Origin of the sequence: Lactiplantibacillus brownii (assembly GCF_031085375.1) — a bacterium.
GTDB lineage: Bacteria > Bacillota > Bacilli > Lactobacillales > Lactobacillaceae > Lactiplantibacillus > Lactiplantibacillus brownii.
Window position 1 is genome coordinate 2,449,632 of the sequence record NZ_JAVCWF010000001.1, and the last position, 21,306, is coordinate 2,470,937.

At 44.1% G+C, this 21,306-nt stretch carries 17 protein-coding genes; 3 read left to right on the forward strand and 14 right to left on the reverse strand.

Features of this window, described 5'->3' with window-relative positions; genetic code table 11:
• Positions 1 to 12: 12 nt before the first annotated feature.
• From RA086_RS11540 to RA086_RS11550, 3 genes are all read right to left on the reverse strand, one after another.
• The gene (locus tag RA086_RS11540) at positions 13 to 2,316 is read right to left on the reverse strand and encodes a MucBP domain-containing protein (RefSeq protein ID WP_308703933.1); all 2,304 of its coding nucleotides are present in this window, start codon (positions 2,314 to 2,316) and stop codon (positions 13 to 15) included.
• A 72-nt stretch (positions 2,317 to 2,388) separates the two neighbouring features.
• Complete coding sequence (locus RA086_RS11545) at positions 2,389 to 3,204, reverse strand: KxYKxGKxW signal peptide domain-containing protein (RefSeq protein WP_308703934.1); 816 nt, start codon at positions 3,202 to 3,204, stop codon at positions 2,389 to 2,391.
• Positions 3,205 to 4,024: 820 nt separating this feature from the next.
• Positions 4,025 to 6,325 carry a collagen-binding domain-containing protein gene (locus RA086_RS11550; protein WP_308703935.1) on the reverse strand — a complete coding sequence of 767 codons (2,301 nt, stop codon included), beginning with the start codon at positions 6,323 to 6,325 and terminating at the stop codon, positions 4,025 to 4,027.
• Between the two features lie 282 nt (positions 6,326 to 6,607).
• Here RA086_RS11550 and RA086_RS11555 point away from each other — a divergent pair, with 282 nt between their 5' ends.
• Together RA086_RS11555 and RA086_RS11560 are read left to right on the forward strand one after the other, a co-directional pair.
• Positions 6,608 to 6,982 (forward strand): MarR family winged helix-turn-helix transcriptional regulator, encoded by a 375-nt coding sequence (locus tag RA086_RS11555; RefSeq protein ID WP_308703936.1) that lies wholly within the window; start codon positions 6,608 to 6,610, stop codon positions 6,980 to 6,982.
• A gap of 1 nt (position 6,983) precedes the next feature.
• Entirely contained in the window at positions 6,984 to 7,352 is a 369-nt protein-coding gene (locus RA086_RS11560; RefSeq protein WP_308703937.1) for a rhodanese-like domain-containing protein, read from the forward strand.
• Between the two features lie 60 nt (positions 7,353 to 7,412).
• On the opposite strand, the gene rsgA is transcribed toward RA086_RS11560, so the two are convergent.
• The 6 genes from rsgA to RA086_RS11590 all read right to left on the reverse strand — a co-directional run bounded on the left by rsgA (position 7,413) and on the right by RA086_RS11590 (position 13,213).
• Entirely contained in the window at positions 7,413 to 8,483 is a 1,071-nt protein-coding gene (gene rsgA, locus RA086_RS11565) for a ribosome small subunit-dependent GTPase A (protein WP_308703938.1), read from the reverse strand.
• A 292-nt stretch (positions 8,484 to 8,775) separates the two neighbouring features.
• Entirely contained in the window at positions 8,776 to 9,831 is a 1,056-nt protein-coding gene (locus RA086_RS11570; protein WP_308703939.1) for a hypothetical protein, read from the reverse strand.
• A gap of 170 nt (positions 9,832 to 10,001) precedes the next feature.
• Complete coding sequence (locus RA086_RS11575; RefSeq protein WP_308703940.1) at positions 10,002 to 10,886, reverse strand: ROK family protein; 885 nt, start codon at positions 10,884 to 10,886, stop codon at positions 10,002 to 10,004.
• 213 nt (positions 10,887 to 11,099) lie between these two features.
• Entirely contained in the window at positions 11,100 to 11,606 is a 507-nt protein-coding gene (locus RA086_RS11580; protein ID WP_308703941.1) for a DUF2798 domain-containing protein, read from the reverse strand.
• 181 nt (positions 11,607 to 11,787) lie between these two features.
• The gene (locus tag RA086_RS11585; RefSeq protein ID WP_308703942.1) at positions 11,788 to 12,027 is read right to left on the reverse strand and encodes a cytochrome b5 domain-containing protein; all 240 of its coding nucleotides are present in this window, start codon (positions 12,025 to 12,027) and stop codon (positions 11,788 to 11,790) included.
• 646 nt (positions 12,028 to 12,673) lie between these two features.
• Entirely contained in the window at positions 12,674 to 13,213 is a 540-nt protein-coding gene (locus RA086_RS11590) for a PTS glucose transporter subunit IIA (RefSeq protein WP_308703943.1), read from the reverse strand.
• 415 nt (positions 13,214 to 13,628) lie between these two features.
• Between RA086_RS11590 and RA086_RS11595 the strand changes: the two genes are divergently transcribed.
• Positions 13,629 to 15,191: an Nramp family divalent metal transporter gene (locus tag RA086_RS11595; RefSeq protein ID WP_308703944.1), complete on the forward strand. Its 1,563-nt coding sequence runs from the start codon at positions 13,629 to 13,631 to the stop codon at positions 15,189 to 15,191.
• Positions 15,192 to 15,866: 675 nt separating this feature from the next.
• Here RA086_RS11595 and RA086_RS11600 read toward each other — a convergent pair.
• From RA086_RS11600 to nrdD, 5 genes are all read right to left on the reverse strand, one after another.
• Entirely contained in the window at positions 15,867 to 16,997 is a 1,131-nt protein-coding gene (locus RA086_RS11600; protein ID WP_308703945.1) for a GGDEF domain-containing protein, read from the reverse strand.
• 19 nt (positions 16,998 to 17,016) lie between these two features.
• Positions 17,017 to 17,709 carry an EAL domain-containing protein gene (locus RA086_RS11605; protein WP_308703946.1) on the reverse strand — a complete coding sequence of 231 codons (693 nt, stop codon included), beginning with the start codon at positions 17,707 to 17,709 and terminating at the stop codon, positions 17,017 to 17,019.
• Positions 17,710 to 17,852: 143 nt separating this feature from the next.
• Complete coding sequence (locus RA086_RS11610; RefSeq protein WP_308703947.1) at positions 17,853 to 18,443, reverse strand: VIT1/CCC1 transporter family protein; 591 nt, start codon at positions 18,441 to 18,443, stop codon at positions 17,853 to 17,855.
• A gap of 82 nt (positions 18,444 to 18,525) precedes the next feature.
• On the reverse strand, positions 18,526 to 19,074 hold the full coding sequence (gene nrdG / locus RA086_RS11615; RefSeq protein WP_407659068.1) for an anaerobic ribonucleoside-triphosphate reductase activating protein: 549 nt from the start codon (positions 19,072 to 19,074) through the stop codon (positions 18,526 to 18,528).
• A complete protein-coding gene (gene nrdD, locus RA086_RS11620) occupies positions 19,040 to 21,262 on the reverse strand; it encodes an anaerobic ribonucleoside-triphosphate reductase (protein ID WP_308703949.1) in 2,223 nt (740 codons plus the stop codon). The genes nrdG and nrdD overlap by 35 nt, the downstream gene beginning before the upstream one ends.
• Between the last annotated feature and the right edge of the window lie 44 nt (positions 21,263 to 21,306).

The window sequence follows — 21,306 nt, forward strand, 5'->3', positions numbered from 1 at the left end:
TTAAAATAACTTTTATAAAATTTTATGCTTACGCAAACCACCGAGTAACCCGAATATTGTCAACCCTAGCAATCCCCAAATCGTCTTAGGTTGTTGCTCACTCGTTTGTGGCAATTTTTCTTTAGTCATTGGCACTGGCAACTGTTTAGTCGTCCGCAAGTGTTGCTGACTAGTCAATTTGACTGATGTCGACGCTTGAGACGTTGGCTTAATCATTGCCGGTTGTGTCATGACCGTTGTTCCTGATTTAACTGATTTCGTCGCAATCGACCTTACTGGTTGAACGACTGGCTTAACTAGTTTAGTCGGTGTGACCTTTTTAACTGGTTGCTCAACTGAATGAGCTGATTTAACCGGTGTGAAGGTTGCAACTGAACGAGTCTCTGGCTTGGTCCATTTAACTGATGTTAACTTCTTGGCCGGTGTGCCCTGCTTAGCTGGCGTAACTTTTTTAGCCGGTGTTGGCCGTTTAGCTGGTTTTTTAACCGGCGTTGTCGTTGTGGTTGAATGCACTGGCAGATAGTAGAACGTCACGGTCGCGTCAGTCGTTGCATAATGCCCCATCATTTCTGAACTCTGGGTTGCTAATGTATAGCCTTTAATCGCTGGTGCAGTGATTTGATAAGGTTGACCGACAATCCCAGTGAGCACACTCATTGGCGCTAACGCTTGCTTCGTCCCAGCCAAATAATAATTGACCGTGACTTTGCTAAGTGCTGGCCGATAGACAACGGTTTCAGTGCTGTCAGCACTAGTTGCGGTAACCGGCATGGTGTTAATTTGAGCCAAGTCAGGTTGATAACCCGTAATCATTGGTGATGGCACTGCTGGTAAACTTGCCGCACCCATCGCTGTCCAATTCGAATAGGTTGTCGCAGCCGTCACGCGATCAATCGTCGCCGTTCTCGTAAACATCACTTGTTGTGTCACGCTTGGCGCCGCCGTTTGACCGTCAGCGTAGTGATAAGTAATCGTTCGAGTGACTGGATGACTTAAACTCATGCCAGTTGGTAACGTGTCGCCAACTTTTAATTGATCAATCCGATGAGCTAAAGCCACGGTATAAGTTTTAGTCAACGTTGCCGAATCAAAGACTGAACCCGTCGCTGGAAAATCGTTGCTAACTAAGCGATAACCAGCGGCTTCATAGCCTTGAATAGCTGCTAAAGTTGGATTCTGAGCGGCACTTTGATACGCGCCAGTTAGTGTGGTACTCGTCAAAGTCTTGCCAGTCGTCGTATCAACGTAATTAATGATCCGGTTAACGGCGTCCGGCACATATTCATAAGTAACCGTACCAGCCGCTAATGCTAAAGTCCCCGTTGCTGGTGTGCTTGTTGGCAAAACTTGCCGATAAGTGTAATGCGCCACGGTTGCCGGTGTGGTGGTATAAGGATCACCAACATTACCTTTAATCATGGTTGCTGGTGCAATAATCTTGCCATCTGGATCAACGTAATTTACCGTAATGCCACCCGCAGGTACCGCCTTTTCAAAGACGAAGCTTAAGGTTTGTGGTGCTTGCATGTAATGACCAGTAGTGGTGCTGCTTGCCTTTGGTAAGAAAGTGTAGCCAGCGACTCGTGCCAAATTAGAAAAGTCATAACTGTCACCAATCTTAGGACTCGTCTTAGTCATCGCAGTAGCAATCGGTTGATCGGCTTGATCAACAAAGTTCAACGTGACACTTGGCGCAATCTCCCAATTGACAGCTTGGTAAACCATCACATCGTAAACAAACTGAACCCCGTCAGGATAAGTGATGCCAATGTAACCAGTTGAATTGGCAGCCGTATAAGGCACACCATGTAACCCATAAGAGAACCAATTACCATTGTTATAGACCGTTGGAATCTCAAACTCACCATTGCCTAAAGAGACTAACGGCGTTTGTTTCATTAATTGCGTAGCCGTAACTTCCGACCCACTCCAAGTCGTTGCATACCTAGAAGTCAGGTTTTCACCTTCAATCCCAGTCAACGGTGTCGCCGTAAAGTCAGCTGGTTGACCAATAACCATGGGTACTGGTTGCGAAACATCGATCGATTGACCACCAACAATAATATAAACTGGTTTCTTAAAGTCCCTTAGAGAACTGAGGTCAGTCAATGACCCGTCACTAAAGTCCATCCGTTTACTAGTCAAATCATTGTTGTCAATCGCCGTCAACCATGGCGCCAATTGCGCGAGTTGAGCATTCGTCAACCCATTTGGATTATGTTGATAACCCCCACCGCGGAACACACTGGCCAAATTAACGAAACTAATGGTACTTGGATCAATTTGTGTCAACGGTTCTAGGTTAGCTTCGGACATTTCGATCATCGAAACGGCTAATTCATTGAAGTGATCTGGAATCAGTGGCGTTAAATCAATCCCTGGATTGATTTATTGCGTCACTAAAGTAACCGTTGTGGTACTTGGCAAGTACTGCAAATCTTGCATCCCGGCTAAAGTCCCCGTAACTATGATTGGACTATAATCAATCCCGACGTAGAAGACACTGCCTTTAAAGTTTCGAATATCACCAACAGTTACCTCACCAGTGACACCCAAGTCTGTTTGAAAGGCGGCTTCGATGCCCGGATCACCAAAGGTCACGACCGTACTGTCTGGCACTGTTGCGGCAGTTGTTGTCGCACTGGCCGTACTCGTTGCGGTACTCGTAACAGGATTAGTCGCACTCGTTGCTGCTGAAGCGGAGCTCGTTACGGCGCTAGTTGTTGCACTCGTAACCGTTGACGTGTTGCTGGTTGTCGCACTAGTTGCCATGCTGGTTGCTGAAACTGGCGTCGCACTAGTTTGGCCGCTCATAACACTGCTGTTAGCACCCGCGCTCGTCGCCGCTGAAATGGTTCCAGCACGGGCCGCAACGGATGTCTGGTTGGAAGCGACACTAACTGGTGCCGTGTCGGTCGCTGCTGCACTTGAGTTGACTGTCTTAGTGCTTGCAGCACTGGTCACCGAAGCACTTGAAGCTGCCGTACTCGTTGCTGCTGCACTAGTAACTAATGTTGTTGTGGTACCCGTATTAGTCGTTGCAGTGGTCGCAGCAGTTGCCGTTACAGGCTGCATGAATAACGCAGCCCCTAATAAGCTGCCACCAACCAAAGTGACCAAAGCGGTACACCACTTTTTACCTGATTTATATAATAAATAATGCGTTTTAGTTAAATTAGTTCGTTGTAATTGCTTTAAACGCATTCTGAACGCCCCTTTTTCAAATAACCCGAAAAGGCGCCCTCAAGCAGCTATTAGTAGTTACTCGATGGCGACCTTTAATTAACACTTTTTATTAAATCTCCCAAAATGACTTCCCATTTCGGGAGAACTGCTACCGACCAATCAGTCGGCGCATCTCATCAAAGACTTGCTGAATAACTAAAACAATTTATTCAATCACGATCATAAAACTTTCGACCTGCAAGTCCTGATTGCAACTTAGGTGTAACATGGTCTGTTTTGGACAACAATTTCCTTCCCTAGAATACTAACTAAAGTAGCACTTCACCCTAACACCACGGTTAGTAAGCTTTCCTTAGTCGGCAATGCCAATTATCAATATATTTATAACGGGTGATTCAATTCCCAGGGTCGCTTTACGCCCACAGACATTTTAGCCATCGCTAAATTAATATCACATTCCTTTCTCAATGGCATTTATGCGCTATCCGTTCTTTTAACCAGACGGATACGCACACCAGATTATTCAGATTCTTTACATAAAATTATTCCAGTAAACTGATTTGATAAGTTTGACGGTCAAACTATTTTCGAAATTTAGCGAATAATCCCTGAAATCACTTTGTAATGCTTGCTGGCTCGCCAAATCATTATTATACTAATAATCGTAAAAGTGATTTATTGTAATCGATATTTACTAAGAATGAATCTCGTTTATGAATAGTGGGGGTCAAGGAGTCACTTTACATTGGGGGATTAAAAAATGAGATTGGGCTTAGCGTCCAATCTCATTTTATTTGTCTATTTTAGGCTTAAAGTATGCCACATTTTAAAACTATTACTAATTCTGATGCTTCCGACGACGACTACCCACAGCACCTAACGTTAGACCACCGGCTAAAATGAGTCCTAACAGTGCAGCCAACGAATTTGGTTGTTCATCAGTTTGTGGTAAGCGCTCGCCTTTGGCAACTTTCACAGCCGCTTCAACCCGCGCCTTCAAAGCTTCCAAACGTTGAACTAACGCTGTGTCACCCTTAGCTTGAGCGACTTTAATGGCTTCATCAATCTTAGTCAAAAGTACGTCATCAACTTTGACTTGATCACGATTAGAATCGTCCAAAGTCTCTTCGAAAATCTCTTCTAAGGCTTCCTCTTCAGCTTCAGTTCCTGGTTCGGCCTCAATCTCATCAATTTCTTCGATTTCATTGGCTTCTTCAGAATCATCGACATCAGGTTCGTCAATCGTGTCGCCATCTTCGTCAACAGCTGGCAATTCCGCATCAATACCAGGTTCTCCTGGCGTATCCGTTCCTGGCAGCTCTGCATCAATACCGGGTTTCCCTGGCGTATCCGTTCCTGGCATGTCAACGTCGATACCGGGTTTCCCTGGCGTATCTGTTCCTGGCATGTCAACATCGATACCGGGTTTCCCTGGCGTATCTGTTCCTGGCATGTCAACATCAATACCGGGTTTCCCTGGCGTATCTGTTCCTGGCATATCAACATCAATACCAGGTTTCCCTGGGATATCGTAGTCTCCTTCATCAGGATCAGGTTCTAGCGCTGGCTCATCAGGATCAGTTTCATTATCCACATTGTCTTGTAAATCCCAACGGTGCGTTTCACCTCTAACATTCACTTTATCTGCAATAATGTTACCATCTAAGTTTTGGTTAGCCGTTACTTCAGCTGCTGGTGCCAAAACGCTCCCTTGGAAAACGGCATTAAAATCAACTTTGCCAGTAACTTGTTTATCGCTAGCAGTGGAATCATAGAAGTTCCAGAGCAAATGATTATCCCCGAAGTATTCCGTTTCATGACTGTTTCGTTCTGAACCATCATCATAGATAATCTTGATTGCAGAATTAACATTATAATCCGTAGCGCCTTCCGTATCGACATTAATGATCACCGTGTTACCATCTTTATCCGCTGATAAACCACTGATGGTTAATGGCGTATTGCCAGCCAAAACGTCGGCCGTCAAATTAATCACGATACGGCCATCTTTATCCGGTTGTAAGTCGCTAACGTCGATAACCCGCTTATTCATGTCTTCGAAATCACTATTGGTATAGCTCTTGACGGGTGTCTGTTCACTTAAACTGGCACTCAACTTTTCCAACTTCGCAAATTCTTTATCAAAATCAATATAAACGTTACCATTTTTATCTTGATAAACTTCTTCGGCTAACAAATGATCAATATCGACCCCATTAATTTTAGGACGCTTAGGGTTACTGATATCGATCGCAACATCCTCGCCAAAGATTACTTTGTTGACACGGGTATCTCCAGCTGAAACGAAGGAGCTGCTGGCAATGTTAGTCACATTTTGAATGTAAGAAATATCTTTATCCAATAATTCTTCAATAATATTCGTCCCAAAGTTGACGTTACCAATTAAATTACCCACGGCAACGTTCCCATTTGTATGGGTGCCTAGGTCAGCTTCACGGGCAAAAATATGAAATTGTGAAGAAATTCCAAGAATGTTGTGCAAATCAGGATAGTCATCTTCAACGGTGCCACCATCTTTAACCGCATCATTGGCAGTTGGTGTCACAGCTGACTTAGTCAAGCTTGCCCGTGTCGCTTGTACTTTTGTGGGTGTCGCTGAAGTTTCAGTCGTTGTCTGATCCGTGGCTGCTGACTCAGTAGTATTAGTATTTTGATCAGTCGTTTCACTAGTTGATTGGTCAGTTGAAGAAGTTTGATCAGCTAAATCATCGTTAGTTACCGTGCTCTCATCACCATCAGAACTGGATGGCTCAGTAGCTTGGTTTTTAGTCGTTGACTGCGTCTTTTCCTGTGTTGCTGTTGCCGAAGTCGTTGCGGTCGTTGAATCAGCACTTGATTCTGACTTGGCCGAACTAGCATCAGAATCACCAGTTACTGTCTGTGATTGACTGTCACTAGCCGCAGTAGGCTGAGCAGCAGACGATTTTAAAAGTTGTGACTTACTATTCGATGATGACGCCGTCTGACTTGAACTAGTGTCACTAGCTTGTGTATCAGTCGCAGCCGTATCCGCGTTGGCAATGACGGTTGACGTCCCTAAAGTTAACAAAACTGCACAAGCAAAGGCCCAGCGACGACCAATCTTGTACATCTTAAAATTTGTTCGTTTACTTTCCATAATATCCCACCTAAAAATTCATTTATTCCTTAATATTTCCTTAATTCACTTCTATTTTCACGCTTTTCAAGTGAACAATCAACACCAACAAATGAATTTTTTAACTAAAATCATAAAATTTTTAAATGTTTGAAACGTTGTTATAGCAATTGTTTAAGCTGTTTACTAGTTGTTTTACTTGTCCACAAACAATTCAATCAGCATTAAATACTTATACTTTTAATGATGCAAACTTTTAATTGTATTTCATTACCAAACAGAATACTTTCTGTCCAATTAGCCTTGACAAAATACGACCTCACCGAAACGCGCTTCATTATCCTGATGTTTCTGTTGCGTGCAGATGACCAACAACTCACGCCAGCCGTGATTGCCACTAAATTAGGTGCAACCCGCGCTACTGTCAGTAAAATTTTGAAACGTTTAATTGCCAACGATTGGGTCGTCAAAACCAATTCTGTTAAGGACAAGCGTTCCGTTTTGATCCAACTGACCTCTGCTGGTGAAGCAGTCCTGCACACCTTTTTACCCCACAATTTCGAAGCCGTAAAAACCATTATGGCACCATTCTCTACTTCAGAAATTGCGACCTTAACCAAGTTACTGCACAAAGTTAATCAAGGGTCCCAAAAATCAAACTCAGAAAAGAGTCATTAACATGGAAAAAGCTAAAATTGATTTCTTAAAAACTACTCTCAGTCTCTACATTGATCACACCACGGTCCTAGCTAAGCTTCAACAGCCCAATTCAGAATTCGTCATTTTGGACGTTCGTAATGCCCCTGCTGCCATTAAAAAGGACCAGATCAAGGGTGCCATAGCGATGCCAGCCAAAGATTTGGGCTCACGGCTATCCGAATTAGATCATCGAAAAACTTACGTGGTTTATGATTGGACGGCGGGCACGACCCTTGGCAAAGTTGCGCTCCTGACCTTGCTATCTGCCGACTTCAAAGCATACGAACTTTCCTGCGCACTTGAAGGCTGGAAAGGGATGCACTTGCCTATTGAAGCCCTCTCGATTTAAGTCAAAAATGGTGCCGCGAAAGACAAACCTTCGCAGCACCATTTTATTTTCTAACTGAAATTACTTGCGGTTATTCTTAGCTTTTGCTTGCCGAACCACTTGTTTCATTTCATTTTTACTGCCAAACATGCGATCAATCTTCGCTTGTTCACGTTGTCGCGCGTTCAATCCATCATAGGCCATTTCACGTTGTAGTTTCTGATAGCTTTCAAATCGTTCAGTCGTCAACGTTCCGGACTGAATGGCGGCTTGAACCGCACATCCCGGTTCACTCGTATGGGTACAATTTCGGAACTTGCATTGTGTTGCTAATGTCGCAATATCCGCAAAGGTCCGTTCTAAATCACCCGTATAAAGTTGTAACTCCCGCATTCCGGGTGTATCGATCACAATACCACCCGTTGGTAAAACTAATAATTGCCGAAAAGTCGTGGCATGGCGCCCTTTATCGTCGTCGGCCCGAATCGTTTTCGTTGCCAATACCGTTTGTCCCATCAATCGATTGATCAGGGTTGACTTACCAACCCCCGAAGAACCCACAAACGCGACCGTGCGACCAGCCGGGACTTGTGCGACGACCTTGTCATACCCCGCGCCTGTTTTGGCGGAGCAAACAATGACGTCTACACCCATGCTCACTTCTGATAGCGCCGCGAGCTTGGCTGGCAAATCATCACACAGATCCGCTTTCGTTAACACAATGACCGGCATAGCTTGACTATCCCACGCCATCGTCAAATAACGCTCCATTCGTCGCACATTAAAATCAGCATTGAGTGACATGCAAATAAAAATGGTATCCACATTCGCCGCAATCACCTGACCAGCCTTTCGGTCACCAACGGCCTCCCGTGCAAGCACACTCTGGCGTGGCAAGACTTGATGAATCACCGCAATGTCCGCAGATAAAGTGACCAAGGCCCAATCCCCTACAGCTGGGAAACTGGTCGGATCTGTGTTCTCGTGGGCAAATTTGCCCGCAACCGTCGCTTGTCGTTCACCTTGGGTTGTGACAATCCGATATAAGTTATGATGTTGTTCGGTCACTCGTGCTAATGCTAAACCCTTAGCTGTCTTGCCTGCTTGTTCAAAATTGGCGTTTAAGCCATAGTTTACTAAATTAATTGTCAATTTTATTAAATCCTTTCATCGATCAGTTGCCCTCACAGCTGGACAAAAAAGCACACAGCACCACGGCTGTACGCTAAACGAACTAGGGCCATTTGTCCTAGTCAACCGTTTAACCAGCATTTGGGTACACTAAACAAAGCTGAGGCTTTCTCAGCAATTTTCGGTACTAAAATGAGATGGTTATTTAACGGCCGACATAGGCAGCTCCTCTAAGATTTAATAGTTACAAATTAACATGTGACTCATTGCTTGTCAATACTATGGGTAGGTGCTAGCCATGCTTGCTGAAGATTCAACTCTCCAGTCGCATTTTGGATTGATCAATCATCACATATTTGTTTAAGTCAGCTTGTACGATATTCAATTGCTCTAAACGAATCAACAACTGTGCAACAATTGATTCTAATCGCTCGATTGAATTCAAAATTGCGACGTTTTCATCTCGATAATCGCCGCCTAATTTGATTACATGGCGAACGACCCAATCCGATACATCATAATTGTCAAAAGATGCCTTATTTTCAATCACTTCTGCCAGGTAGTAACAAATATAGCTTGCTTCTAATTTTGTCAATTCACTATAGCCTAAATAATCGCCACCTTTGATGTTCTGAATTTTAAATTTCGTGAACAATCCGCCAAAATGATCTAAATAGGGCACTAACTGTTCTAACTTCGCTTGTTGCTGTTTTTTTCGAATACAACTCGCTTGCTCAGGATTTTTCCGAATAGTCGCCACCAATTCATGAACAACCTCAGATGTATTAAAACGTGCATCAATATCAAAGCGATTCAAAAACGCTAATTCTTTTAGATTAATCTGAAAGGGATTGCTGCCTATTAACTCTACCGGACTAATTGGCAGGCCCAACTGTACAAATTGCTTGATTTTCTTGCTCCAGGAACTTTCATCTAACTTTATAAAGGCCTTGACGGCTTTAGGTACCGGCATACCATTCCGATACATGGCTAAGATTTCATCAGTTCCCCCAAACTCTTGGTCAATGACCTGGACAAACTGACTAATGCTCTTTTCAGATAACACAAGCTGTTGTTTAAAATGAGTAATTCCCAATTTTTGAATATTTCCAGTTTTAACATCTATAAATGAAAACTGCTCTTTCAGACTTCGATGACATTTATCACACCTCAAACGACCCGTGAAATCTGCATCATAGCTAACTGTGACAAGTTTCCAGTTGAAACAATTATTCAGTGCAGTGGTTAATGCGCGATTCGTCATTTGGGTCTTCAAATTTTCTAACAGACAAGCACTCTGTGTCGAGGACAAACTTGGTAACAAGTGCTGTGGCACATTCGAGCTTAAGTTATTGTCTTTTGCAGTCATTTGAATTTTCCATCCGCTTCATTAAAGTAACACCAATTACGATAGCATGTTACTTCATAAGCAACTATCAAATTTGCGTAAACTTTATCCCAAATAAGAATTACCATTAAAAATAGCCAGCAGTGCACCTAAACACTACTGACTAATCACTTTAAGCTGACAAAAAGATCCTAACCCAAATCCGGATAGCTCTGCTCAAAATCAACGGCAGCGCCCCGTAAATTTGCTTCATCCGTATAAACACACGGCACGACATCGGGTTTGAGTGAGGCAATCTTCACTTGCGCTCGAATCTTTTCAATTTCGGTTTCAATCCCAGGAATCAAGGCCGGATTGTTGGAAACGCCCCCACCAAGCACGATTTTCTCTGGATCAAAGCTGTATTGAATATTGTAAATGGCTGTTGCTAAAGTCCGATAGATCGTCTGGACTTCTTTTCCAGCGGCCTCATCACCATTCGACGCCAATTCAAATAATTGCTTCCCATCAATTGGCGCCGCTTGCGGATTAGAAGCCTGATAACGCCGCAAAGCATTCGGAACGGTGCCGAGCTCACTGACCGTATGCGTTGCCGTCGCCATAGTGAACCCGAACTCCCCACCGAATAAGTGGGCACCGTGCCAGATTCGATGATTAATGATGATCGAACCCCCAACACCTGTTCCAACCACGAAAAAGGCTAAACTATTCGCACCGGCACCAGCACCACTGTCCAGTTCTGCAAGTGCCGCACAATTCGCATCATTTTCCATGCTAACGGGCAAGCCAAACTTTGCCGACAACTCCTGCTGAATCTTAAAATTATGAATGTAAGGTATTGCACTGGCCCCACCAATAATTCCCGTTTGCTTGTCGACCGCGCCGGGGGCACTGATGCCGACCCCCACAATTGGGGCCATTGCTTTCATTTTTTCAACTTCACTAGTCAGTAAGTCGAAAAAGTCCGTCAAATTTTTAGGGGTTGTGATAGCGTGATGCTCCTGTAACGCATGTCCATCCCAAATCGCAAACTTAATCGACGTCCCACCAATATCCACTAATCCTAATGATTGCATTTACTATTCCTCCGCTATTCGCTCAATCTTTGGCTGCACTTAGTTGGCACCGCTTTCTTTATTGAAATTGTATCATTAATTCACCCTTAGATTCAGGGCTTTTCACAAAAAGTAATCGCTCAATCGCTTTATCAGACTATTATGGTTACAAAAAAGCCAGCTTCCGAGCGGCCTTAACCGTTTCGAAAACTAGCTTCAAATCGTGCTATTTTTTTAATCTTCGTCTTCAACTGCTGAAGGTTGATCCCGTTTAGCAGTAGCTTGTTGCATCTTACCTAACACGCCGCGAGCGATTGGCCCAACGATAATGAGTTGTAAGGGTAAGGCAACAATCAAGTTAAAAATCCAAGTATGACCATAGGTAGCTAATACGTGCCCACCGGCCAACTTACCTTCCACCGCAATCCCAAAGAGGGACATGCAAGTTACCATGCCAAGAACCATTAAAACTGAGATCGTGATCCCAATTAAAACCGTCTTTTTCCGCATGTAATCATTAATGATATATTTGAAAGCTAATCCTTTTGCAATTGGTCCCACGACCAACAGATCTAAAATGATTGCTACGACTAAACCTAGCGGATAACCGCTCAAAATTGCCAAGATCAAACCATTGCTGAAGCCTTGCGCCATTGCAACATTATACGCAGTCATGACAAACACCATCAAACCCGCCATAATCGCCGTGAACACAACTTCTTCTTTTAAATTACGTGGCATTGTTCTTACCTCTTCCTAGATTTAGTTTCGAGTGTTCACTATAGCACTTTCAACTTGCGGTTCGTAAGTAACAATTAGATGACAAATTATAGAACGGTTACATTTTTGAACGAAAAAAGATCAGAACTGGTTTAGCCCTGATCCGATATTGATTGGTATTCAGTTATTAGCGACAGGCCGACTAATCCACATACTTTCCAATCACTGGCAACTTTTTCAAAACACCGCGCCCATGTGGTGAATGATTATCGATCACCGCAGTTAATTCTTGGCCGGCTAAATTACCATGGTGCTTGCCTGCAGCCCAAGCGTCGACACCAGTGACATCATAGACGACACCGGCAACCGCCACATAAGCTGGCTGCCCATTTTGACCATCAAATTTGGCCAATTCACTTTTATTAAAAGTTGCTTCACTCATCACGAATCACTCCTATTCAATTTACGCTAATAGTAAACTGAACTGCCAAACAAAAGCAAGTAATTCGTTTTCAATCTTCACTCTCTGCAGCCATGGTTAACCTAACAAAACTAACGAAAATGGTCAGGATTCACCGTTACTGACGTCCCCAAACGCCGGCATTATCCCTTGATGAACAGACCAGTTTCGACAGCGATAACCACCCCCCACGGGTTTAATCGCTCGATCGGAAGCCCTAACCTTTTGACCGCAACGAATCTAGTTTTTGACTTGCAGACTCACTAAGAGTCATCATGAACTCTCGATAATCAAGTCCGATTAATGCTGCCACATTAAGTTATTTTAGCCTAGATTCCTCACTAAAATTCGGTTCAATGATTATCGATTTGTTTTGTGAAAAATGGGTCACAAAACTTGACCAACGTCGTTTTCTCAAAAATGCCGTTGCCCCAGAATGCGCTATCACTAACGCAAAAACCTCAGCCACTTGCTATCCGATCATCAACTGATATCGACCACTAGCCGGTTACATCTAAACACCCCGTTCGATTGCCGGCTGGCTGATTAGCCTGACTGGATGATATTGCTATCGCCCAAGCGCTTCACTGATCTCATGACATTCCCATTCGTCACCCCAATGCTTGGGTCAACACAGTTGAATTTGTAACGGCGGACCTACCGTCGCTATCTGATGATTCGCCGCTGGATCTAGCGTCAGACTGGTTTTAACATTGCCTTCCGGCGCTATCCGGTGAGTCGCTGTAAAGAACAAGGCCTGCATCCGAGCATAGACCCGTAGAATCCGACGTGGAACAGTCGCTTTGGGTCGCCGTAAATGAGGTGCCGCTAAAGTCATGGTGGCGATTTCTTGACCAACTTGAACTTGCTCACCTAATTTAACCGTTAAGTGAAACGATGTCACGGCCACATTGACCATTGCCACACCTAGACGGATCAAAACTTCCAGCCCATTTAACGTCCGAAAGTATAACCGATGCTGCTTTTTGGCAATTTGTGTGACTCGTCCTGCTGCCGGCGCCACGATACGATCAGTTTGGGGCAAGACTCGCGCCGTTGCCAACCGCATGCCACACGAAAGGACCGTGTCGGCAACCGTTGTCAAACTGATCTTTCGACCAGCGACCGGTGCCACGACCGGAATTAAACTGCTCGTTGTTACTGGCATGCTTTCCACTTCCTTAAGTCCTTAAAACGACGTTCAGTTGACAATATTTCGTTCAAATCCAAGTGCTTTGCCAACTTGCTCACAAATTGATTGACCTGACTTTCCCTTTAATATTAGTTAAATACGTTGATTGTTATCCTTTTCAACTCCGACTTTACCATATTATGCACAAAATATCAGAACTATTTAACTGATTCAGTAAGGTTTACACTTGTTAACGCTAGTTCATAAAAACAATTAACAAACGATGCTCATTTAATGCCCGTCAGACCGGCAATCATGTTAGTTATCTCGCTAAACGCACCTCCCCTAAAAACTCACTAATTTTCGCCCGTATGCTTCTGAAATTATATTATTTATGACTGACCCAGCGTACAATGAGTCTGGTTTTAGAAATCGAAAGGTGGTCCGCAACATGGATAAAGATAAACGGCAACATAAATTAATTGAATATGCCAACGGTCCGTCACTAGAAGAAATCAACGGAAAAATCGAAGTACCCAAAAACATTGGTTTCTGGCGCACCTTATTTGCGTACTCCGGGCCCGGTGCCTTAGTTGCCGTCGGTTATATGGACCCTGGGAACTGGTCAACCTCAATTACTGGTGGTCAAAACTTTCAGTATTTATTAATGTCTGTTATCTTAATGTCAAGTTTGATTGCGATGCTTCTGCAGTACATGGCAGCTAAACTTGGCATCGTGACCCAGATGGATTTGGCACAGGCGATTCGTGCCCGTACCAGTAAAACATTGGGAATTGTCTTATGGATTCTGACTGAATTTGCGATTATGGCAACCGATATCGCTGAAGTTATCGGGGCAGCCATCGCACTTTACTTACTATTCCACATTCCGTTAGTCATTGCGGTATTCATAACCGTCTTTGATGTGTTATTACTATTATTATTAACTAAAATTGGTTTCCGAAAAATTGAAGCCATTGTTGTTTGTTTGATTTTAGTCATTCTACTCGTTTTTGCTTATGAAGTTGCTTTGTCTGATCCTAACTGGGGAGCTGTCTTTAAGGGCTTTATCCCAACCAGTGAAACTTTTTCCAATGATCGCACCGTTGCTGGGATGACACCCATGAGCGGGGCCTTAGGGATTATTGGCGCAACTGTGATGCCACATAACTTGTACTTACACTCCGCGATTTCGCAAACTCGGAAAATTGATCACAAAGATGCTGATGATGTTGCCCGAACCGTAAAATTTGCCAGCTTGGATTCTAACATTCAGCTGACAGCCGCCTTCTTCGTCAACGCGTTACTCCTCATCATGGGGGTAGCGGTCTTCAAGACCGGTGCCGTTAAAGACCCCTCATTCTTCGGGTTGTATCAAGCGTTATCTAACACTTCAACCTTAAGTAACGGCGTCTTAATTGATGTTGCCCGTTCCGGCGTGTTATCTGCCTTATTTGCGGTCGCTCTACTCGCTTCTGGACAAAACTCGACCATTACCGGGACACTAACCGGACAAGTAATCATGGAAGGTTTCGTGCACATGCGGATGCCATTATGGCTACGACGCTTGGTCACCCGACTACTATCCGTCATTCCCGTTTTGATCTGTGTCATGTTAACCAGTGGTAAATCAGCCATTGCTGAACATGAGGCCCTAAATAATTTGATGAATAATTCGCAGGTTTTCTTGGCGTTCGCCCTACCATTCTCAATGCTACCGTTGCTCATGATGACCGACAGTGCTGCGGAAATGGGCAAACGTTTCAAGAATGCTTTCTGGATCAAGGGACTCGGCTGGTTATCTGTCGTCGGCCTGACCGGTTTAAACTTAATTGGCCTGCCATCACAAGTTGAAGGCTTCTTCGGCAACAATCCTACCAAGGGCCAACTTGGTATTGCTGATACCATTGCTTGGCTATTAATTGCGGCTATCATTGCCTTACTTGCTTGGACCATTGTTGAGTTATATCGTGGCAACCAACGCCATATCGCACAACAAGCTGCTAACGATTAGTCTTAAAAAAGATAATGTCATTCTAACTCCTTCACTTTGGGGTTGTAGACTGGCATTATCTTTTTTTGTTTTTAGCTGTTCGTCTCCGTGGACCAGCACGTTCGCTGTGAGGCAGACCTGCAGCCAAAAAACGGTCTGCAGGGCGCTTTCAAGCCGAAAGCCCACGTCTTAAAAGTCGGCCAGACACTAACCTGGGAAAATCACCCAGCTAAGTGTCTCGACACGGCGAACGAACTGGTCCACTCCGACGTCAAACAGTGGCAGTAATCAAAAGCCAATTGGTATCAGGACTACTAATTAGCGCAGGGCGGGCTGGATGATGCTCAGTGGTGAAATTTTTCAGAGTGTGAGGTCCAACGGGTTGCTCCTGAGCATTGCCCAACCGTCACAATTACTCGGTGGTTTTCCGAGTGGTTGTGACGGTGTAGCAAGCGGAGGAAGCAGTTGGACCGAACACGTTTCAACTGCTGGTGGGTTTCCAGCTTAGGAAAAGCCCGGCTTGTGAGACCGCACTATGGCTCACAAACGTGGCCACCACGTTCCAGCATCAGTCCAGACCAACCGGAGCGGCAAGTTAAGCGACCGCTTTTAAACATGACCGCTACAACACGCCAGACTAAAAACACCGAAAAAAAGACCACCTAACATCAATAATGAGTTAGTTGATCTTGAGATTTAATCTGTCGTAATTTGCATCCGCCCATTCCGTTTCGAATGGTATAAATTCTGATCGACGCGGTTATAGAAATCAATCGGTGTCGCATCTTCTTTTGACAACGCTGAAACCCCAACGGAAATTGTAATTGGAATCTGTTGATTCCCAAAATTCACACCGAGATGATTCAACGCTAAGAAAATCTGTCGCACGATTGTTTCAGTGCTCGCTAAATCGTAACCGGGGAACAGAATGTTAAATTCCTCACCACCGGTTCGATACAACGTTACCTTTTCGTCGTTCGCATCGATGACCGTTTGCACAACATCGGTCACGTGTTGCAATACTCGGTCACCAGCTAAATGGCCATAAGTATCATTAACATGCTTAAAGTGATCAATATCGAACATCATCATCGACAATTTTAAGTTGTTTTTTGAACTGTCCTCAAAGAGATATTTGATTTCGCCGGTATACGCCGCAAAGTTCTCCGTTTGCGTGAGCGCATCGTGGCTGGCAAATTGGGCCAACCGCAACTTAAACTCACTATCACGTGTCAACATGCTGACGTAAGCGTACAGTAAAATTTCAAAGATGACTAAATAAACCCATTCTTGCCAGAACGTATTCCAGTCCAAACTAAATTTAACCTTCATCCACAACCATAAAACGCCGCCATACGGAATACCCGCGCACAAATAATAGATCCAAGCGTGCGCCTTACCCTGAAAATGAATCCGAATATAGTTCATCGTCCAGAATAACGCCACCATCGTAATGGCGTACCCCCACGATTCCCAATAAGTGATCGATTGGTTGAAAACCATGTACACTAAGACCACCGGAAACAGGAAATAGTATGGAATATGAATATTCAAAAAATAACCGCAAAAAATCAGCGCAATCAATTGAAAGTTCATAAACTGCCAAGAATCCGATTGCCCAACGATCAAGGTCTGCAAGCTAAACACGAATACCAGCATGTACAAGACCCCATGCCAAGAATTGACAACATCGTCATCAATATTAATATGATGGGCATGAAAAAACGCAGTGATCCAATTAAATAGCACCCAGTATAACGTTAACACGCCGAGGATGAAGAAAATGCTGGTTACAAATGGCGGTACCCGCCAATAAGCCCATGTCATATGTCGTTATCCTTCCCGGTTATTGACCATCCTGCTGTGACTCTGCACGCCGATCAGGACATTTCACGACCAACTGAGGTTTACCATAAAGGTAGCCCTGATGGAGATCAATGCCTAATGTCCGAGCAATTTCCTGGTCATGTGCATCTTCCACACCTTCCAAAATGAAGTCGAGGTGATACTGTAACGCGACCGTGTGCCAAAAAGATAAGGCAGTCGGAATTTGATCGGCTTTGCCACTCATCCGTAAATTCTGCATGGCAAATTTGATTTGGTCAACAAACGGTAATAATGGCTCCACATTATCAAAGGTATTGGAGCCCGTCCCAACATCATCAATACTTAATTTAATCCCGTATTGATGAAATAAAACACTATATTTTTGAATTTCGGCTAAGGTTGGATTTTCAGTTAATTCAATCGTTAACGCCGCCGGATTTAACCGTTTTTTTAAATAAATAATGGTGCCAAGCATCAAGTCGTCTTCTGCCTGTTCACGATTCAAATTAAGGGCTAAGACTTGATTAGTTGCTTTAGTTGATAATTGTAAGGCTAATTCTTCGAGTAGATGGACCTGTTTAGTTAGTGGCAATTCCGTGAAAGTTGCTGGAACTGCCCAGCGACCATGGGTTTCTTTGCGTAACAACAGTTCATATCCAAAAACGGATTTTTGGCTCTGATCAACTTGTGGTTGAACAAAAAAGCGATACATCTGATAAAAGACCTCGTTTCAACGCTTGATTTATGTCAATATAATTTAACTAATCAACATGCTTCTTAGTATAGCCTTTTAATTCTTAAATATCGACACTTAATGTCCAATTTGACCGGAAAAATAGCCTTTTTTAAGCAAATTTAACCCGCAATATTGCCGCCCAGTAAGGTTCCCATCAAAAAAGTGATCAATGCCGTTGCGACGCCAACCAAAACATTTCGCAAAATGACTTTCGGTAATGAGACTGCGGCATGCTGTGCGCTCACAGTGGCATTTAGGCTCAATGCCACCACCATGGCTAAAATCGTATTCACTAAGCGCCACGCGGGCGTCGACAAACTAATGGCAAGTAGCGGAATCAAAGCCCCCAAGATAAATGAGACAAACGATGTCGCCGCGGCATGTAATGGATTCAGCAAATCAATCTCTCGCAATCGCGTTTGGGTCAAATCAGCCCCAGTTGTGTGACCCAATTTGCTTAACTGCACCTCTTTTTGTGCACTGACTGACACATACTCCCCGCCGGCCATCGAACAGGCACCGGCTAACATGCCAGAAATACCACTAATAAATAGCGTCGTTGCACTCAAATCTGCGCCAACTGCCCCCAGCACGATCCCTGAAACTGAAATAATGCCATCATTTGCGCCTAAAATTCCTGCTCGTAACACGTTCAACCGATCCCAAAAGTGAAAATACCGATCCTGCCAAGCTTTAATTGTCGTTAACATGTTCAAAAAGACTCCCTCAATCACTAATTTTTGATAAAAAAACAGCGTATGACGTTCAGCCACACACTGCGGTGGAACTTATTTAGCGTTTTAATTTATCCCAGATCACCACATCGCCACGCGCTAACGACTTAGGCACATCAATGATCCGTTGATTGGCGCTACCACGAAACTGTAGTGTCAGATCCATCTGATCTTCTAAAAAGCGACCATCAACCAAAATATCGATTAGTGATAACATTTTTAATTTATCATCAGAATCCTTCAACAATTCATCCCAGGTATAACCAGACCAAGACCAGATATCCTTGTCATGACCGAATTCTGCCCGTACCCGTTCACAGATTCGAATCGCAACTTGCGTATTCAAGAACGGTTCTCCACCGAGTAATGTCAAGCCTTGAACGTAATCTTGACTTAAATCCGTGATAATCTGATCTTCTAATTCTTGTGTATAGGGCTGACCATAGTGAAAATTCTGTGCAGCCACGTTGTAGCAGCCTGGACAATGAAACGGACAACCGCTCAAATATAAACTACAGCGGACCCCTTCACCATCGACAAAATTAAAGGCTTTGTAATCAGCGACATATTGTTCACTTAAGTCCTCTGCCAACCATTCTTTCGGCATCGGATTGTTTGGTCCTTTCATAGCGCGCGGCATTCTTAATCATCTCCGGAGACATATTTTTTTGACGTGAAGCAATTTCAACATGACGACCATGCACCATCGGCCGTTGTTGGGGGTTACCTAGATAACCACAAGTCCGCTTCACCACATCACAATACTTGGGGTCATGGTTACCACATTGTGGGCACACGAACCCGCGGGCCGTTGCCTTAAACTCACCCTTGAAACCACATTTAAAGCATTGATCAATCGACGTGTTCGTTCCTAAATAACCCACGTGATCATAAGCCCAATCCCAAACTGCCTCTAAGGCCTTCGGATTTTGAGTTAAGTTTGGATATTCACAGTAATGGATAAAGCCGCCGGAAGCATATTGTGGGAATCGTTCTTCCATCGTCAACTTTTCAAATGGCGAAGGATGTTTCCGAACATCATAATGAAAACTATTTGTGTAGTATTCCTTGTCCGTAATATCCGGAATACGGCCAAACTTCTGAATATCATCACGACAGAACGTATCCGTCAATGATTCAGCCGGCGTTGAATACAAGCTGTAATGATAGCCACTTGCCTTAGCCCATTCGGCGCACTTGTCACGCAACCGTTTAACGACTGTTTCTGCAAAATCGAGGGCTTCGGTATTATGCTCCCAGTTTGGTCCGAAAAAGGTCGTGCAGACTTCATAGATTCCGATATAACCCAGTGAAATCGTGGCCCGTTCATGTTTAAACAAGTCGTCAACATTGCCACCCGCGGGCAAGCGTTTGCCAAAGGCACCATACATATACAGCAACGGCGCGTTTTCTGGTTGTGCTTCTTTCGTCCGTTCGATGCGGTAGGCCAGGGCTTGATGACAGGTCTGCATCCGTTCGTCAAAGATTTCCCAGAATAACTGGCGATCCCCATGTGCGGATAACGCGATTCGTGGCAAGTTAACCGTGACGACGCCCAAATTCATGCGCCCAGAGTTCACTTCCACGCCATGCTCATCACGCCATCCTTGTAAAAATGACCGACAGCCCATCGGCGTTTTAAAGCTCCCCGTTAATGATTTGATTTTATCGTACATTAAAAGATCGGGGTACATCCGCTTAGTCGAGCATTCAATAGCGAGCGTTTTAATATCATAATTGGGATCATCAGGCGCCAAATTCAAGCCACGCTTAATCGTAAAAATAAGTTTTGGAAAAATGGCAGTACGTCGTTCTTTACCAAGACCTTTAATCCGAATCTGTAAAATAGCCCGTTGAATCTCACGTTCAATCCAACCCGTCCCCAGACCGAAATTAACCGTGGTAAATGGCGTTTGGCCTTGAGAAGAGTACAAAGTATTGATTTCATATTCCAACGCTTGCATGGCGTCGTAAATGTCTTTTTTCGTTTTAGTCTGTGCATAAGCTTGCCGTTTGTCCACCGCGACCCACTTCTCAGCATCAGCTAAATGTTTTTGATAATTAATTTCAGCATAGGGTGCCAACAATTGATCGACCCGATTAGCTGAACAGCCACCATATTGAAGTGACGCGACGTTGGCGATGATTTGGGCCATTTGGGCCGTCGCCGTTTGAATTGAGCGTGGTGACGCCACTTCGGCATTACCAATCTTATAACCATTCTTAAACATACCGTCAAAATCAATCAGACAGCAATTCGTTTCAGGTGTCACGGGTGAATAATCCAGGTCATGCCAATGCAAATCACCACGAAGATGCGCCTTGGCAACTACATCTGGTAGCATCTTCAAGCCAATCGCCCGACTAGCCGCCCCCGCTTCCAAATCGCGTTGCGTATTAAAAACATTGCTATCTTTGTTCGCATTTTCGTGAACAACACTGGCATCCCGATTAAATAGCTTCTCAATTCGTTCACGAACATTCGTTGCGGCCGAAAATCGGGCCTGTTCCGCAATAAAATAATCTTGATAGGCTTTGGCGGCGGACACTAAATCTAAGTCCGTCAAGATTTTGATCAATGCTGGCCGTAATTCACGCGTTTCAATGACGGTCGTCTGTTGGTAATGAGCCACTAAGGCTTGTTTGACCGCAGTTTGTTCCGCAGCGTTTAAAGCTAACTGATCCAAAACAAAATTAAGCTTATACGGATGAAATTTAGTCTGCGTGCCGCCCCGTTTAATGACCGGTAATGGCCGCAATTGTTCTAAAAGTTCCGTTGTGTCGGTTGTTAACATGTGCATCCCCACTTTTTAATCACTTTGCGCAAATGGTCCAGCGG

Coding starts and splice junctions, on each gene's coding strand:
- RA086_RS11605 (WP_308703946.1), bottom strand. CDS start 17,709: ATGTATCGCTTTTTTGTTCAACCACAAGTTGATCAGAGCCAAAAATCC.
- RA086_RS11595 (WP_308703944.1), top strand. CDS start 13,629: ATGGATAAAGATAAACGGCAACATAAATTAATTGAATATGCCAACGGT.
- RA086_RS11550 (WP_308703935.1), bottom strand. CDS start 6,325: ATGGAAAGTAAACGAACAAATTTTAAGATGTACAAGATTGGTCGTCGC.
- RA086_RS11590 (WP_308703943.1), bottom strand. CDS start 13,213: ATGCCAGTAACAACGAGCAGTTTAATTCCGGTCGTGGCACCGGTCGCT.
- RA086_RS11545 (WP_308703934.1), bottom strand. CDS start 3,204: ATGCGTTTAAAGCAATTACAACGAACTAATTTAACTAAAACGCATTAT.
- RA086_RS11560 (WP_308703937.1), top strand. CDS start 6,984: ATGGAAAAAGCTAAAATTGATTTCTTAAAAACTACTCTCAGTCTCTAC.
- RA086_RS11610 (WP_308703947.1), bottom strand. CDS start 18,443: ATGTTAACGACAATTAAAGCTTGGCAGGATCGGTATTTTCACTTTTGG.
- nrdG (WP_407659068.1), bottom strand. CDS start 19,074: ATGCCGAAAGAATGGTTGGCAGAGGACTTAAGTGAACAATATGTCGCT.
- RA086_RS11570 (WP_308703939.1), bottom strand. CDS start 9,831: ATGACTGCAAAAGACAATAACTTAAGCTCGAATGTGCCACAGCACTTG.
- RA086_RS11540 (WP_308703933.1), bottom strand. CDS start 2,316: ATGTCCGAAGCTAACCTAGAACCGTTGACACAAATTGATCCAAGTACC.
- RA086_RS11580 (WP_308703941.1), bottom strand. CDS start 11,606: ATGCCACGTAATTTAAAAGAAGAAGTTGTGTTCACGGCGATTATGGCG.
- RA086_RS11575 (WP_308703940.1), bottom strand. CDS start 10,886: ATGCAATCATTAGGATTAGTGGATATTGGTGGGACGTCGATTAAGTTT.
- nrdD (WP_308703949.1), bottom strand. CDS start 21,262: ATGTTAACAACCGACACAACGGAACTTTTAGAACAATTGCGGCCATTA.
- RA086_RS11600 (WP_308703945.1), bottom strand. CDS start 16,997: ATGACATGGGCTTATTGGCGGGTACCGCCATTTGTAACCAGCATTTTC.
- RA086_RS11585 (WP_308703942.1), bottom strand. CDS start 12,027: ATGAGTGAAGCAACTTTTAATAAAAGTGAATTGGCCAAATTTGATGGT.